The following is a 14,085-nucleotide window of genomic DNA, read 5'->3' as shown; positions in this document are numbered from 1 at the left end:
TTTCGGCCGTCACGGATCGTTTTTGGGCGCGCTACGGCCAGATTGCCGATTTGGAGAGTAAGGTCTTGTTAAACCCGGCAAAACTTAAATCTTTGCCATGTGGCGACCACAGCGACGGCCATGGCCTGTTCCTGTCGGTGGTCGAGCGGGGCGGCACCATCGAGCGCATCTGGACCTACCGCTTCACCGATCTCGAAGGCAAACGCCAGCGCATGGAATTCGCCAAGCTCGGCGACAAGGACAGTCATCTTAGAGACGTGCTGTGCCTCTCCGGGGCACGCGACCGGGTGCGTGAGTTCCGGGTCGACCTCAAGCAGAAAGGCATCGACCCGCGCATCAAGAAGCGGGTCGAAAGAAAGGCCGGGATCACGTTCAAGGAGTTCGCCGAGAGCCAATACCCGGACTGGTGCAAGGGCAAGAGCCCGGAGGAAGAGAAGCAATGGAAGCGCTCCATTGCTGACATGAACCTCCTGCACGCCATGAAGCTGCACGAGATCGAGACCGACCACGTCCTCGCCGCACTCAAGACCATCTGGTTCGACAAGCCGATCACGGCGGATCGGACCCGGCAGCGGCTGGAGCGGCTGTTCGATGCCGCCAAGGCGCTCAAGCTGCGCACCGGAGACAACCCGGCCGTCTGGCGCGGCAACCTCAAGCCGCTCCTGCCGTCGCCGCGCAGGCTTAACCGGAAGAAGAAGGGAGGCAAGAAGGGTCACGCCTCCATACCTTATGAGAAAGCCCCGGCGCTGATGGCCGCGCTGAGCTATGATACGGGCGTGTCGGCCCGCTGCACCGAAGTCGGTATCCTGACGGTGGCCCGCTCGCAGGAAATCAGGCTGATGGAATGGGACGAGATCGACTTCCACAAGAAGCAATGGACGATTCCAGCCGCAAAGATGAAGGTCAAGGGCGAGGCGGACCCGAAAGATCATCTGGTGCCGCTGTCGGATCAGGCCATCGAGGTCATCAGGTCAATGCCGCGCACTGGTCGCTATGTGTTCCCGTCCGATAAAGTCGCGGAGCACCAGCCGTTTTATGCCAACGCGCTGGCGGGCTGCATCAAGCGGGCCGGGTTCAGGGCGACGATGCACGGCATGCGCTCGACCTTCCGCAACTGGGGCGGCGAAAGCGTCAAGCACAACTTCCGCCGCGAAGTGCTGGAGCACTGCCTGTCGCATCGCGTCGGCGATGAGAGTGAATTGTCGTACTGGACCGCAGAGATGATCGAACGGCGCCGGATCGCGCTACAAGCGTGGGCGGATTACATCAAGCCCAAGCGTAAGCCGAAATCTGCGCCTGAGGAGAAGCCCGAACTCAGGCTGGTCAAGTCAGCCGCTTGAAGAAAGAGAGGCCAGCGCCCAACGATCCACATCCTGTACAAGACCCGGTCATCATCGGGAGGTCTGCGGGATCACCCGTTCTCGGTATCCGATCTCCACGATGCCATAATGCGCACTCGCGTCGTCACCAGGACTGGAAATCCTCAACGCTTTAACTCGGTTTTCAGCACGAATATAGGTCCTCTGTATCCTACAGGAGGAGGATCATCCTCGCAGTATGCTCGTCCTACCGCCATTGCTCATGATATGTGATCAGTTCAGGAGTTCCGAAGTTGAGCGTCGCATTCACCAAGGAAGAAAGTGCCGAAACGGCATCTGAGACCCTGCTGCCCGACCGGCCCATCTCACTTAACCCCAATCTCGTCACTGCCGCAGGTTTGCAAGCGCTAGAGCGCCAACTCCAACAGGCCCAGGAGGCGTACGAAGCGGCGCAGAAGATCGAGGACGTAAACGAACGGCGGCGGCAGGGAGCCGTTCCTTTGCGGGACGCGCGGTATTTCGCGGCGAGAGTTCGGACCGCACGGGTCGTTCCCGATCCTACATCGATCGATGCCGTTTCTTTCGGAAGTACCGTGACATTCAGTCGTGCCGACGGACGTGTCCAGAAATACCGTATTGTCGGCGAGGACGAAGCAGATCCGAAAGCGGGTACGATTTCCTACGTTTCACCCGTAGCGAGGGCTCTCATGGGCAAGGCACTTGGGGATGTGGTCGAAACATCGGGTCAGGAGATTGAAATCATCGAGATTTCCTGAAAGGGACACTCCGCCGCGAGCTCCTGGAAGCGTTGGACTGGCGCAGACTACACACGCAACAAAGGGAACGCAGCAAGGGAATAAACGGCTCCAAACCGATTCTGTGCCAGTTGAATCAAATCTGACTTGGACTCTGTGTTGGCTGCGATTACTCGTCCAGAAAGTCGAGGAAGTCATTAATATTTCTAAGCGGCCCCTCGCCGCGTTTGCTGACGTAGACGACTCGATCGCCGTCGCGTTGCAGAGACGCGCCCTGGATTTCCGAAGCCGACTGGGCAGGAAGGTCGTGCCACGCCCTTCTGGTCCGACATCAGGTCTCACGATTGCTCTTCGCCTGCAGCCGACCTTCGATAACGCCTGGCGGAGAAAGGTGTCGTCAAACCGGCCTGGCGTTAGTAAGGCCGCCCCTATTGTTGAGCGTGCGACGTCGCCGAGGAGAAAGTGAAGAAATGATCAGAGGGGTTAGCTCTGATCGTCGCCGCCCCAGGTCATATCAAAGCACGGTGTCATCGGCCGGGCTACTGTCGCACACGAAGCCGCCGCTGCTTCCGAAGTCGTCGCGCACAACGGTCTCCTCGATGAAGACGTTGCCGCGATGTCCCCCGACCAAGGCCTCGCCGCTCGCGACGCCTGCCATGGTGCCGAGCATGACGTCGGCAGTGTTCGCCCCGCTGTTCAGATCACCGGAGCAGCCCCGATCGGAGCGGCGGCATAACCAGGTGAACCGGCATAACCGGAATAGGATGGCCGCGAAGCCGATCGACGGTTGAGCCCATAGTTGCGATGATCGGGAGGAATCTCATCGGCCTTCCGGGTAACGACCCGATCGCGACGCATCGGGGCGATGAGCGCCAAGAGGATGGCGAACAGGCCAAGGCCAAAGAAGCAGACGACGAGCGCAAACCCCGTGCCGATGTGGACGTGGTGCATCTCGGTTGTGGCTGTGGAACTCCCTCGACTCTTGCCGAGACTTGGGTAGGCTGCGCCCATTTGCAGGGCAGATCGGAGATTTAGAATGTCAATTGATGCGCCTACAGCGAGCATCATTGCGTCCGTCATCAGCGCTATCGCCACAATCACTGCGGCAATTATTACGTTGCGCGCTAAAGCGGCCGAACGGCGCGACCTCGCTCCACAAGCCGCTTCGGATACGCTATCAAGTTCGCAAGCCGCTTCTGCTGGGCGGCCAACTCCGGAAAAAGTAGCTGAGCCGGACAAAGAGAGCTCCGCGCCTCCTGCAGCATCCGTCATCATTAAGCGGGGGGCACGCGAGAGATCCTTGGCCTATAGGATGGCGAGGAACGCAGCCAAGGCCATCTACTATTTGTTTTTAGGGATCAATGCTTTGACCGTTATTGGGGCCGCCTCTTTGCTCTTTGATCACAAATACGGCGTCGCGCTTGTCGTCTTCATGCTGGGGCTGACGCTTGCCGGGCTTGCCTTTTTGCTCGATGCGGCGTTCGACGGCCAACTAGGCTATCCTTGACAGTTGCCACATGCGAAGTCGATATCGGCCTCGGCGATCGTCGGGCCCTCGGCGGCCGCATCAATCATGGCCTGGACGCCGGCAGCTGCCGCGCGATAGCGGTGGACCACGCCCACGAATTCCTCAACGTCATGCCCGACCAGCGTAAACGCCGGCAGGCCGGTTGACTTCCGGAACTTCGGTGTGCCGTACATGTCGCGCTCAACGCCGCAATGGCTCAGTTCATGCTCAACCAGCGCGCACCACTGCGCATCGGAGCAGATCGCGGCATAGCCGGCCTCAAACGTCAGGATGAAATCCGGGACTGCGCGGAACAATTGCGAGATCTGCAATCCAGCGCTGGCTAGAGCCCACTTCCCCTTCGCCGCGGGCTCTCCGCGCTCCGCCTGGCCGACGACGCGGCGCGCGTGGCGCGAATTCTCGATCGATGTCCAGAGCACCCCGACATGCGCCATGCCAAATGGAAGTGGTCATCGTTCTGGAGCGGCGCGCCCTCCTCGGTGAAGGTCGAACGCATCCACGTTTCGAGCTCCGGCGCGGGGACGAAGGTGGGCGCTCAAGGTTCGCGGGATCGAGCATGGCCGCGGGAGGCGCCGGGCGTCTCAACCGCGAAGGCTCCGGGAACAGCCTGACGACCTCAGCCATGCAAAAACATCCGTGAGCGTCACGCGCGGCAAAGACTCTCGGCCACGGCGAGCATGCGCGCGGCCCAATCTCTCAAACGATCATCGTCTGGAAACTCTTGGGTCATGACCTTCGCGCGATCGGCGACCGGCTGTGAGGGCGGCGTGCTGATCCATGCGAGAAGTCCGGAATCAAAAAACCCGCTGCGGTTAGCGGCGGGCTAACGAGTGGATGTGTCCCACCTCGAATTTCGGAAACGGTGGCAGAAATTTTTCGCTCCGTCAAATCGTGCCGACAAGACGAGTTAACGTGAAAAGCGTATCTTGAGGATCGCCGCGAAATTTCGCGGGTTGAATCGTTAACGACACTGGGGGATAACTCAATGCTTGTGCGAGCAGGCCCCCTTACAGAATTTCGGAAATCGATATTGCCGCCGTTGATTGGCGTAGCTGCCCGTTGCGATCCTTTGTAAAACTGGCGTAGCATAAGGTCTCAGGCAACCTTCGGTCGAGCAGTGAGCTGCAAGAACGCGGCTATCCGATACGTCGCCTGATCCTCTGATTGTCAGGCACTGACTATGTTTGACAAGCTTCAATCTGTTTTAGCAACGGTCGCACCTGCCTTGGGAACGGTTGCGATTGTGTGTGGGGGCGTTGCTGGCGCCCTCGCCTTACTCGACTGGTCATTGTCGCAGGCCGTTAGAGACCGCATTAAAGACATATCCATGAGGACTTGGTATTGGCTATCCTATCAGCGCACGTGGCCCTACGTGCAAGCACTTCAAAGGCAGCGAACATTTGACGTTTTCTACGGGGTAGCAGCGCTATTCATTACGACGTTTTTTGTAGGATTTATGGTTGTTCAATTTGTGAAAGACCGCGGCGCATTATCCTTCTGGATGTGGCTGGTACCTCTCGCATTCATTGCAGCCCCACTCGTTGTCTATGCCATTGGGCGGATTTCACTCCGAAAGCTATTCGGGATCATCACAAGGCCCAATGCCGCTTGGAAGATGCTGTTGCGTGGTTGGGCGGCCTACGTTCTGATCCTGCTGGCGATGGTCGCCGCAATGGCGCCGTTAATATTGCTTTGGAACAGATATATTGAATTTGTGAAGGCTTGGTCGATCATTACCGTTCCAGTGCTTTTAGTCTTTTGGACCGCGTTTTATCTGACGTTTTTTGTCCTGTACTCTATACTCTTTCTCACGTTCTACATTTTAGCGGTGTATTGCTTGATCCTGATATTCAAGATCTTTGAATTTGTGGCGCTAAAGCTTGCCGAATACGACAAGGGTCCCATATTGGCAGCGGCGGCCGCACTCACAGCGATCGGCAGTGTCTTAAAGGCGTTTGGAAGCAGCTAGACTGTATGTCCCCTCCACAAAATGGGGCGACTCACCCTCGATGTTGCGACGAGGGTTACCCGGATGGACCGGGCAGAGCCTCAAACAAGGAGGGCGAGTCGTGGGTCATCATACCGAGGTCTTTGTCGGAATCGATACGTCAAAATCGCGCAATGCAATAGCCATTGCCGATGGCGGCCGTGCCGGCGAGGTACGATATCTCGGGGAGTTTCCTGCTACGGAGGCAGCGATCCGAAAGCTGGTGGCAAAGCTTGCAGCGAAATGCTGTCATTTGACGTTTTGCTACGAAGCAGGGCCGACAGGATATGGCCTCTACAGACTGCTCAAGAGCCTCGGCCATGACTGCCTGGTGGTGGCCCCCTCGCTCGTTCCGAAGAAGGCCGGCGATCGAGTGAAGACGAACCGGCGCGATGCGGTAAGCCTCGCCAAGCTGTTGCGCGCGGACGAGCTCACCGCGGTGTGGGTGCCGGACGAGCGCCATGAGGCTATGCGCGATCTCTCGCGCGCCCGTCAGGCAGTGAAGAAGGACCTCCAGGGGAAGCGTCAACAGATCTCGTCATTGATGCTGCGGCTGGGACTCATCTATCCGGGCAAGACAACGTGGGGACCAACCCACATGAGATGGCTGATGTCGCAGAAGCTCGAGCATCGCGAGCAGCGCATCGCATTCGAAGAGTTACTTGAGGGGATACGCCAGGAAAGTGAGCGGATGGAGCGTTTGGAAGATGCCATCCGCGAGGTAGTACCCGAGTGGTCGCTCGCCAAGGTTGTGTCGGCCCTGCAGGCGGTGCGTGGGATTGATCTCATTGCGGCTGTGGGGGTGCTGGCCGAGATCGGTGATCTCTCCCGCTTTCAAAATCCGCGCGAGCTGATGGGCTATCTGGGTCTGGTGCCCACAGAAAACTCGACTGGCGACCAGGTCAAGCGAGGCGGCATCACCAAAGCCGGTAACGGGCGGGCGCGACGTATTCTTGTGGAGGCGGCCTGGAGCTATCGATATCCGCCGCGCGTGAGCCGAGACAAGCAGCCAAAGGTGGAGGCCGCACCGAGAGGCGCGCGCGAGATTGCGTGGAAAGCGCAAACCAGATTGTGCGGACGCTTCCGCTCACTCGAGCGGAAGGGCAAGCGGCGAACCGTAATCGTCACGGCGATTGCCCGAGAGCTATCCGCCTTCATTTGGGCGATCAATCGCGAGCTCATGCCACCTCGACAGGCGTGACATCGTTGGGGGCTGTGGACCGCTCGAGTCGTGAGGTGCGCTCGACCGGCCCACAGCCCCCTTTGTTGCAATCAAGATCAGGGGGGCAGTCGCAGACATCAATCGTGCAGGGGTGAAGGTGGGACCACGGCAGGGGAAATCCTGAAATCCATTATGTGGCCGATCATCCGATCGACGCCCGACGCTAGACCAGGGACAGCCCCAGACGAAAAAACGGAAATGCGGTATCCAACCCGCGCATCAGAGCCTGTTCACCGACGTCTTTGGGTCCCGCCTTCTCCTCTGCACGATCCATCGGCACAAAAACTTCACGATGAGTCCTCGTGGAGATGGGAAACCGTGCGCTGTGTGCTTGACTGGGGACATCAGAGTGGATTGACGCTGACGAATGGTTCCACTCGGCTCGCAGATGTGCGAGTCTGCTGGGATGAGGAAGGGAGTTGATGTCCGACTCGGACCGGGCGATCGAGAGCGGCTGGAAGCCGTGATCGGATCGGGAAACAGCCCGCAGAAGCACGTGTGGCGGGCCCGGATTGTGCCGTTGAGCGGCGACGGGGTCGGCAGGATGGCGATCCAACGGCAGACCGGCAAATGCAAGCCGCAAAGGCAAGCCCACGATCTGGCGCTGGCGATGACGCTGGCCGAACCGCCCGGCGAGATGACGCACTGAGCCCGCCGGCGATGGCCAGGACAGCTGGGATTAGCCACTGCAGCGTGCAGCGCATCTGGGCGGCGCACGGCCTCAAGCCGCACTGGGTGAAGACCTTCAAGCTGTCGAACGACCCGAAGTTCGCGCCAAGGTTCAAGACATCGTCGGCCTCTATGTCGATCCGCTGGAACACGCACTGGTGCTGTCGGTCGATGAAAAGTGTACGCATCCGGCCACGCCCCCCGGCTAGGCCGTTTTGGCGGTGGGCTGATCGCGCTTAGGCGGCGTGCGCGACGCTTCGAGGCTGCCAATTCCAAGGCAGCAGTTCGTGAATGCGCTTGGCGGAGTGATCCGGCAGGCAGGCACGTCGGCAAGCCACGCCTGTGGATCGATGTCGTTGAACTTTGCCGTGGAGGGTGTAGATGGCCGCGGCGCGCCATAGATGTCCAATCAGGTATTTTTATACATTCGGACGGGACGCGGAGCAGCCTGTACGATTGGGTGAGATCTCATATCAGGTTTTCAGCCCCAGGCCGCACCCCCTTGAAACTCAAATCTCGCAACCGTCGCAACACAGTCTTCAGCAAGGCTTTTCCTTCTTCGGCCTGCGAAGCGGCCTGAAAGGGCGCGTCACCCAAAATAGCCCGCTCGGCTTTCTTGCTCCTGCCGGAGCGTCTGCAATGCTACCCTGTTTGAGGTCGCATCAAACCTCTCGATGAAATGCGCGCGGTCCGCAGCCTCAAGGACCCCGTTCGACTGTGTCTCGTCTTCGAGAAAGCTACGCAGACGTTGTCGGACCGCCGCAGTATCGCGATGGATGTGCCGGTTAGTCAGAAGGTCGCGGGCCGCGGCCGATTGCGTATTCTCAGCAAGCTGCTGGGGCGCGAAAACTGGATCGCGTCGTTCAGCACTTCGAGCGATGAGGATTGTGCGGATGCACCACAGCGCACGCTTATTCAGCAGGGTCGCGTTGAGTTCGTCACCGAACCGAGCGAGATACATCCCAAAGTCTGTAGCTCGATCAATCTCACCTTGATAGCTCGATCGGAATTGGAACGCAGACTGAAGCTTCTCGAGGTAATTGTCTGGATCGATGAGCGGCTTCGCCTCCCTCGCCAAGTGGCAGACGAACAGGTCACCATCGCGCGCATCCTGCTGCAGTTGATGCCATGGATACAAAAATAGGGAAAGATGACCGACAGAAACATGACGGGTCTCCTTGTCGAGACTCACCATAAGAAGATCAGTATCGGAGCCCTCCGCGTGATCGGCACGTGCGAGGCTTCCGAACAGTAAAGTTGCGACTACGACCATGGTGGCCGACAACCCTCGAGAGATAGCAGCAGACGTTGGCGCTCGTTCCTGATCATGTCGAAGACCTGGATGCTGAAGTTCTTGCGAGAGCTTCAATCGACATCTTTCGCGACAGCGCGCGAGCTTGAGTCACCTCGTCTCGGTTCTGCAAAATGATCTGCTGCTTTTCTGGCTTCAGGAGACCGGGTTCGACGTCCAAATTGTATTCACTCATGAGATAGAAGCTGAGACTGAGGCGGCAGGGTCGTATGAGGCGGCCATCTGTCATGCCGTGCTCGGCGGCTACGGCGGCTTGGCGCTCATCGCTCAGATCTGGGTTTGGCAGGATGACAAGATTGATTATGTGAACCCATTCGAAATCGAGGGTCGAATCGACCGACGCCGGCCGATGGTCGGTCACGGATGCGATTCTGTTGAGATTGTAGTCTCGAAAATCGTTGTGATCGCGTGACCAGGCGCGGATGTACCAACGGCCGGCGCTATGTGAGAGTGCGTGAGGGGCAATCGTCCGCGACGGCTGCATTGAGCCTGTCAGCGAAGCATACTCGATATCGATCTCGGATTTGTTGCGGATGGCGTCGAGGACACGCAAGAGCACGGTCGGATCGGTCGGTCGCCGACCTAGCGTGAGCACTTCGACCGGCGGAATGGTGTCGAACCAAGTGTCCTCAGCCCGCATCCACCGGTTCTCGATTGCGACCAACTGCAGCAGATAGCGCTCGATCGTCTCGCCGATGAAGGCGGGCGAGAACGCCTCCGTGCGCATGTACGCCTTTTCTGCCCGGTCATAGTGGAGGTTTCGGGCGGCGAACTTTTCGTATTGAGCAATGTCGGCCGACGCTTGCTGCGCGGAGATACCGAACGTATTCGCCAGGTCGCTCCGATTGAAGCGGCCGTCCCAAAAGAGACGGAAATCGATGAACTCGAGACGTCGGCGAACCCCCCAGCGCAGTTGCTCGCCACCGTCCTCCATACCCGGACCTCCAAGAAACCTGACTCCTCACAGGAAAACGCGTCAAATTACTTGACTAACTTTCCGCATATTCCCATATCTTATGGATGGATACGGGGGTCGGCAACCCCGTCTTTCCGAAATGCCGCTGTTTGGATGGGAACATCTGAAGAACATCAACAAGTTACAGAGCAAGGACGCATCACGTGACTGCTTCCATCACCTTCTTTCCCGTCTCTAACGGCGACATGACTCTCGTCTGTCTTGATAACGGCCAAAACCTACTGATCGATATCAATATCCGTGCCGATGCTGACAACGAAGACCACGAAATGCCGGACGTCGCCGAGGATTTGAGAGGGCGGCTCAGGCGAGACGACGCCGGCCGACTTTATGTCGATGGCTTCCTGTCGAGCCATCCCCATTCCGACCACATCACCGGCCTTCGCAATCACTTTCATCTCGGACCTCCGGATGAGTGGAAAGAGAAAGACGACAAGATTCTGATCCGGGAAATGTGGTCCTCGCCTGTGGTGTTCCGGCGAGCGGATGCCGAGCAACCCCTGTGCGATGATGCCAAAGCGTGGCGGCAGGAGGCGCGCCGGCGAGTCAAACTGTTCCGCGAAAAGGGCTCGATCCCTGCCGAAGGTGACCGTATCCTGATCCTGGGCGAAGACGTTGACGGCAAGACCGACGATATTCTTGACATCGTCGTCAAGCTCAACGAAACGATCAGTGCCTGTAACGGGCTGGCGGATGGAGCATTCGAAGCAAGGCTGCTTGGTCCCCTACCACCTGAAAATGATGATGACGAGGAAACACTTCGGCATAACCAATCCTCGGTTATCCTTCGCTTTTCACTGCGCGGCGGCGGCATCAGCGATCGTTGCCGATATCTAACGGGCGGTGATGCCGAAGTCGAGATCTGGAAGCGCTTGTGGAAGTCTCACGGGAAAGCCAATTCCGACTGGCTCACCTACGATATCATGCTGCCGCCTCATCATTGCTCATGGCGCAGCTTGAGTTCGGACCGCTGGAGCGAACTGGGCGAGAAAGTCAAAGTCGATAGCGACGCGCGAAACGCCCTTTCGCAGACCCGCAAAGGCGCGATCATTGTTGCGAGCTGCAAACCAATCAAAGCCGACGACGATAACCCGCCGCACGAGCGCGCCAAGCGGGAATATGTCGATATCGTCGATGACGACGCAGATCGCTTTTTCTGTACCGACGAATATTGGGCCGAAAAAGAAATGGCTCTTACGTTTGAGATAAAATCGAGTGGCATCGTCCGTAAGATCGGTACGGCTGCGGCGCTCGCGGCACCCGCACTTGGCATCAGTGCAACCGCATCGCATGCCCGGCCCCACGGATCGTTAGGGAAAGCTCAGAGCAGATAGCGGGTAAATCGCAACATGGCCGAGGAAGAGCTTCGCAGTCACGGCGAGCAGTTCCTGCTGGCGGCGCGAGCCCATGCGGAGTGCCGCGCGGGAAGATTGATCACGGTGGGCGACAAGAGCTGCCTGATCGAACTTGACCTCAACGTCGAAATGCCCCTCGAATACAAGGTCGACGGCGCAAGCCCCAATGGCATACGGACGACCGAGACGGTCACTGTAAAGCTTTGGCGAAATTATCCTTGGTCGTCGCCTTCCTTCTACTTGCGTTCTGATTTTCCTCGGGATCTTCCGCACCTTCAACCTGGGCCCTTAACCCAACTGCCGCGGCCCTGCCTCGTGGATGGCAGCCAGCGCGAGTATTTCTTTCAGTTCGGGCTCGTCGAACTCGGCGTTTTTCACCTCGTGCATCAGTTGGTTCTGTGGCTGCAGCGCGCGGCGGAACGCACGTTGATCCACCACGGACGCGGATGGGAGCCGACGTTACGCCGCGATCTATCTGATATCTTGGTCATTGACGCCGAGGCTTGCCGCGCGGCCGTCGATCGCAATGGCGGGTATCGCGTGCTCAAAGCCGACTTTTTGCGATCGAGCATGGACGGATCCCTGATCGGACGTGACGCCTGGACATGGCTGAATGTCACGCAAGAACAAGTGCCTCTCAAACGCGACGACAAAGAACTGTTCGTGCGCGGCAAACGGAACGGTTTGTGGTCCGGCGACACGGTATGTTGTCTTATCTGGCCCGATAAATTGCCGACTGGCGCCGATTTTGTCGCCGGATCGTACATGCCTGAGACAGTTGACATCTACCGTCGACTGCTGGAGAGGGCCGACGAACTAAATTGCGGCCGGGCGCTACGCATTTTTGTCGACAATCTCGAGCGGTGCTTTCAGGGCTTTAATCTGGAGGTACCGATCCCAGTCGGAATCGTTCTGTGCGCGCGCCGTCCCGCCGCGCTGGTTGGGTCGCAATCGAACATAGAATTGCTTCCCTATGTATTCGACATCCGAGCGATGAAACAGCGATCGTCGTTGCTTGCAGCCGGCGACGACGAGCCGGTCATGCCCACGACACAGATCGACGCAACAAATCCGGCGTTGCTGCGCAATGTTTCCGGGGCGCCGGCTGTCCCGCCGGTTGCCATGATCGGTTGCGGTAGCGTCGGATCGAAAATGGCGATGCACCTCGCGCGATCGGGCGTCACGATTTCTGTCGTAAGCGACAACAGGCACTTGCGCCCTCACAACATGGCACGTCATGCTCTTGCGCGCCCAGAATACGCAAACTCGAAGGCGACGGAGCTTGCGAAGGAGCTTGAGCTGCTCGGCCAAAAGCCCTCGGTGCAACAGGGGGACGCTGTCACGGACCTCGCGGTGAGAGAAACGCGCAAATTGATCCTGCCAAAGGAAGCAGGCTACGCGATCAACACAACTGCCTCTCTCAGTGTTCGAGAGGCTTTGTCTGCCCTTCCGGCAAGGGAAGTCAAACCCCGCCTTGCAGAGGCAGCGCTATTTGGCCGCGGGAACGGCGGCTTTCTTCTTGTTGAAGGCGCGTCCCATAATCCGACCCTTTCGGATCTTGTCGCAGAACTGTACGCCAGCATCACCGACGATCGCCTGCGCGAGCTGCTCTTTGACCCGGCGTTCGGGCTGACCGAAATCCAGATCGGACAAGGATGTGGGGCACTGACCATGCCGATGACCGATATGCGCTTGTCGGCCATGACCGCGGCATTGACCGAAGAGTTCGTCGGTTGCACCCAAAACACGATTGCCGCGGGCTCGATTATCATCGGCAGCAAGGCGGAAGCAACCTCGGATACAAACTGGCAACGGCAGGATGTCTCACCTTTTGAGGTGATTGAAATAGACGGTCCGGAAGGCTGGACCATCCGGTTGTCCCAAAAGGTGTTGACGAAAATTCGAGCCGAGGTCGCGCGCTATCCGACCGTCGAAACCGGCGGCCTTTTGATCGGAATGTGCAGCGCCCGGCTCAAGGCGATAACAGTCGTCGACGTGATCGATGCTCCTCCCGATAGCGTTCGGTCAGCATCCGTCTTTGTGCTAGGGACACAAGGCCTGAAAACAGCGATCAAGGCTCGGCATCGCGCGAGCGGCAACACGCTTTTTGATGTTGGCACCTGGCATTCCCACCTTGCCGACCAGGGGCCATCCGAGCTCGATCGCGCGACGGCGAAGAAACTTGCAATGGAACGGCCGCCGCCGTCGGTGCTGCTCATTGCAGCGCCAACCCGGCTTTACAGTTTGATGCACAAGAGGGCATCTGAATGACCGCGTCAAAATCTCTGAAAGAGCAAAACGCTTGGCTTATTAGGACAGCCCTGGTCGTGCATGCGGTCGCCTTCGCTTACGTCGTTTTCCAACCCTTGCCGATCATTCAATTCGCTGAGCCAGAGTTGACACGGAAGCTGCAAGCTTTTTTAGCGCCAGGCTCGATTTCTCTTGGTCTCATTGCATTGACCCGGCTCGTCTTGCTTGGCCTGATACCGCCCCTATTCCGGGATCGGCTGATCCACTGGCGATGGTCCAATCCTCTGCCTGGTGCGCGTGCCTTTACGCAGATCGGCCCATCGGATCCACGCGTTAACATGGGCAAACTTGAGAAGAAGTACGGTCCGCTGCCCGCCGATCCTGCCGAACAAGACCGGCTATTCTATTCGATATACAAAAAGCACGCCAACGACGTCGGTGTCCTCGACGCGCACAAATCGTATCTCGCGGCGCGCGATATAGGCACGATTAACTTCCTGCTGATGATCTTGTTGCTGCCAATCGCGGCCTGGTTCGCCCAAGATGGCAAGACGCTCGCCATCTACGGCGTTTTCCTCGTTTTGGCCTACGTGCTGATGTGTCTCGCTGCAAAAGCCTACGATATGCGGCTGGTTCAGAATTCGCTCGCTGTCGCGTCGCGTTGAAGTGGCCCGATAGAATCGGTTAATATTGTTGCAAGGAGCCTTGCTTC

The 14,085-nt window shown here is 58.3% G+C and carries 14 protein-coding genes and 1 pseudogene; 10 read left to right on the top strand and 5 right to left on the bottom strand.

The features are described from left to right. The first annotated feature begins 65 nt into the window (after positions 1-65). Together F758_RS0106970 and greA are read left to right on the top strand one after the other, a co-directional pair. Positions 66-1,340 (top strand): tyrosine-type recombinase/integrase, encoded by a 1,275-nt coding sequence (locus F758_RS0106970; protein WP_157449889.1) that lies wholly within the window; start codon positions 66-68, stop codon positions 1,338-1,340. A 272-nt stretch (positions 1,341-1,612) separates the two neighbouring features. Beyond that, on the top strand, positions 1,613-2,095 hold the full coding sequence (greA, locus tag F758_RS0106965) for a transcription elongation factor GreA (RefSeq protein ID WP_024507185.1): 483 nt from the start codon (positions 1,613-1,615) through the stop codon (positions 2,093-2,095). A 493-nt stretch (positions 2,096-2,588) separates the two neighbouring features. On the opposite strand, the gene F758_RS49325 is transcribed toward greA, so the two are convergent. After that, positions 2,589-2,744, bottom strand: coding sequence for a hypothetical protein (locus F758_RS49325; protein ID WP_157449888.1), 156 nt, complete (start codon positions 2,742-2,744; stop codon positions 2,589-2,591). Positions 2,745-2,770: 26 nt separating this feature from the next. After that, positions 2,771-3,025, bottom strand: a complete 255-nt coding sequence (locus tag F758_RS0106955; protein ID WP_024507184.1) for a hypothetical protein — start codon at positions 3,023-3,025, stop codon at positions 2,771-2,773. A gap of 85 nt (positions 3,026-3,110) precedes the next feature. Here F758_RS0106955 and F758_RS49320 point away from each other — a divergent pair, with 85 nt between their 5' ends. Next, the gene (locus F758_RS49320) at positions 3,111-3,581 is read left to right on the top strand and encodes a hypothetical protein (protein WP_024507183.1); all 471 of its coding nucleotides are present in this window, start codon (positions 3,111-3,113) and stop codon (positions 3,579-3,581) included. Here the strand turns inward: F758_RS49320 and F758_RS43410 are convergent. Further along, the gene (locus tag F758_RS43410) at positions 3,572-4,021 is read right to left on the bottom strand and encodes a putative metallopeptidase (RefSeq protein WP_245286428.1); all 450 of its coding nucleotides are present in this window, start codon (positions 4,019-4,021) and stop codon (positions 3,572-3,574) included. The two genes, F758_RS49320 and F758_RS43410, sit on opposite strands and share 10 nt — an antisense overlap. A 761-nt stretch (positions 4,022-4,782) precedes the next feature. On the opposite strand from F758_RS43410, the gene F758_RS0106940 reads away from it, so the two are divergent. From F758_RS0106940 to F758_RS51590, 4 genes and pseudogenes are all read left to right on the top strand, one after another. Beyond that, complete coding sequence (locus tag F758_RS0106940; protein WP_024507182.1) at positions 4,783-5,571, top strand: hypothetical protein; 789 nt, start codon at positions 4,783-4,785, stop codon at positions 5,569-5,571. Positions 5,572-5,671: 100 nt separating this feature from the next. After that, positions 5,672-6,790, top strand: coding sequence for an IS110 family RNA-guided transposase (locus tag F758_RS0106935; protein WP_024507181.1), 1,119 nt, complete (start codon positions 5,672-5,674; stop codon positions 6,788-6,790). A 427-nt stretch (positions 6,791-7,217) separates the two neighbouring features. Continuing rightward, positions 7,218-7,460 (top strand): hypothetical protein, encoded by a 243-nt coding sequence (locus F758_RS50720; protein ID WP_198026420.1) that lies wholly within the window; start codon positions 7,218-7,220, stop codon positions 7,458-7,460. 8 nt (positions 7,461-7,468) lie between these two features. Next, positions 7,469-7,686, top strand: a pseudogene (locus F758_RS51590) (IS630 family transposase); the annotation flags it as partial. Positions 7,687-8,069: 383 nt separating this feature from the next. Here the strand turns inward: F758_RS51590 and F758_RS0106920 are convergent. Continuing rightward, entirely contained in the window at positions 8,070-8,675 is a 606-nt protein-coding gene (locus tag F758_RS0106920) for a hypothetical protein (protein WP_157449887.1), read from the bottom strand. A 130-nt stretch (positions 8,676-8,805) separates the two neighbouring features. Further along, entirely contained in the window at positions 8,806-9,726 is a 921-nt protein-coding gene (locus tag F758_RS0106915) for a helix-turn-helix transcriptional regulator (RefSeq protein ID WP_024507178.1), read from the bottom strand. Between the two features lie 185 nt (positions 9,727-9,911). Here F758_RS0106915 and mblB point away from each other — a divergent pair, with 185 nt between their 5' ends. The 3 genes from mblB to F758_RS0106900 are packed head-to-tail and all read left to right on the top strand — an operon-like array spanning position 9,912 to position 14,038. Beyond that, a complete protein-coding gene (gene mblB, locus F758_RS0106910; RefSeq protein ID WP_024507177.1) occupies positions 9,912-11,102 on the top strand; it encodes an anti-phage 6A-MBL system MBL-fold protein in 1,191 nt (396 codons plus the stop codon). Positions 11,103-11,117: 15 nt separating this feature from the next. Next, complete coding sequence (gene cap2-3 / locus F758_RS0106905; RefSeq protein ID WP_024507176.1) at positions 11,118-13,394, top strand: anti-phage 6A-MBL system cap2_3 protein; 2,277 nt, start codon at positions 11,118-11,120, stop codon at positions 13,392-13,394. After that, positions 13,391-14,038, top strand: a complete 648-nt coding sequence (locus F758_RS0106900; protein WP_024507175.1) for a hypothetical protein — start codon at positions 13,391-13,393, stop codon at positions 14,036-14,038. Before cap2-3 ends, F758_RS0106900 begins: the two co-directional genes overlap by 4 nt. Positions 14,039-14,085: the final 47 nt, after the last annotated feature.

Source organism: Bradyrhizobium sp. ARR65 (assembly GCF_000472385.1).
Classification (GTDB): Bacteria; Pseudomonadota; Alphaproteobacteria; order Rhizobiales; family Xanthobacteraceae; genus Bradyrhizobium.
This window is presented reverse-complemented; position numbering and strand designations above follow the sequence as displayed.

Bases quoted from the DNA above. Each gene is read 5' to 3' on its own strand.
- F758_RS49325 (WP_157449888.1), bottom strand. From the start codon at position 2,744: ATGCTCGGCACCATGGCAGGCGTCGCGAGCGGCGAGGCCTTGGTCGGG.
- F758_RS0106955 (WP_024507184.1), bottom strand. From the start codon at position 3,025: ATGCACCACGTCCACATCGGCACGGGGTTTGCGCTCGTCGTCTGCTTC.
- F758_RS49320 (WP_024507183.1), top strand. From the start codon at position 3,111: ATGTCAATTGATGCGCCTACAGCGAGCATCATTGCGTCCGTCATCAGC.
- F758_RS0106940 (WP_024507182.1), top strand. From the start codon at position 4,783: ATGTTTGACAAGCTTCAATCTGTTTTAGCAACGGTCGCACCTGCCTTG.
- F758_RS50720 (WP_198026420.1), top strand. From the start codon at position 7,218: ATGAGGAAGGGAGTTGATGTCCGACTCGGACCGGGCGATCGAGAGCGG.
- F758_RS0106920 (WP_157449887.1), bottom strand. From the start codon at position 8,675: ATGGTGAGTCTCGACAAGGAGACCCGTCATGTTTCTGTCGGTCATCTT.
- F758_RS0106915 (WP_024507178.1), bottom strand. From the start codon at position 9,726: ATGGAGGACGGTGGCGAGCAACTGCGCTGGGGGGTTCGCCGACGTCTC.
- cap2-3 (WP_024507176.1), top strand. From the start codon at position 11,118: ATGGCCGAGGAAGAGCTTCGCAGTCACGGCGAGCAGTTCCTGCTGGCG.
- F758_RS0106900 (WP_024507175.1), top strand. From the start codon at position 13,391: ATGACCGCGTCAAAATCTCTGAAAGAGCAAAACGCTTGGCTTATTAGG.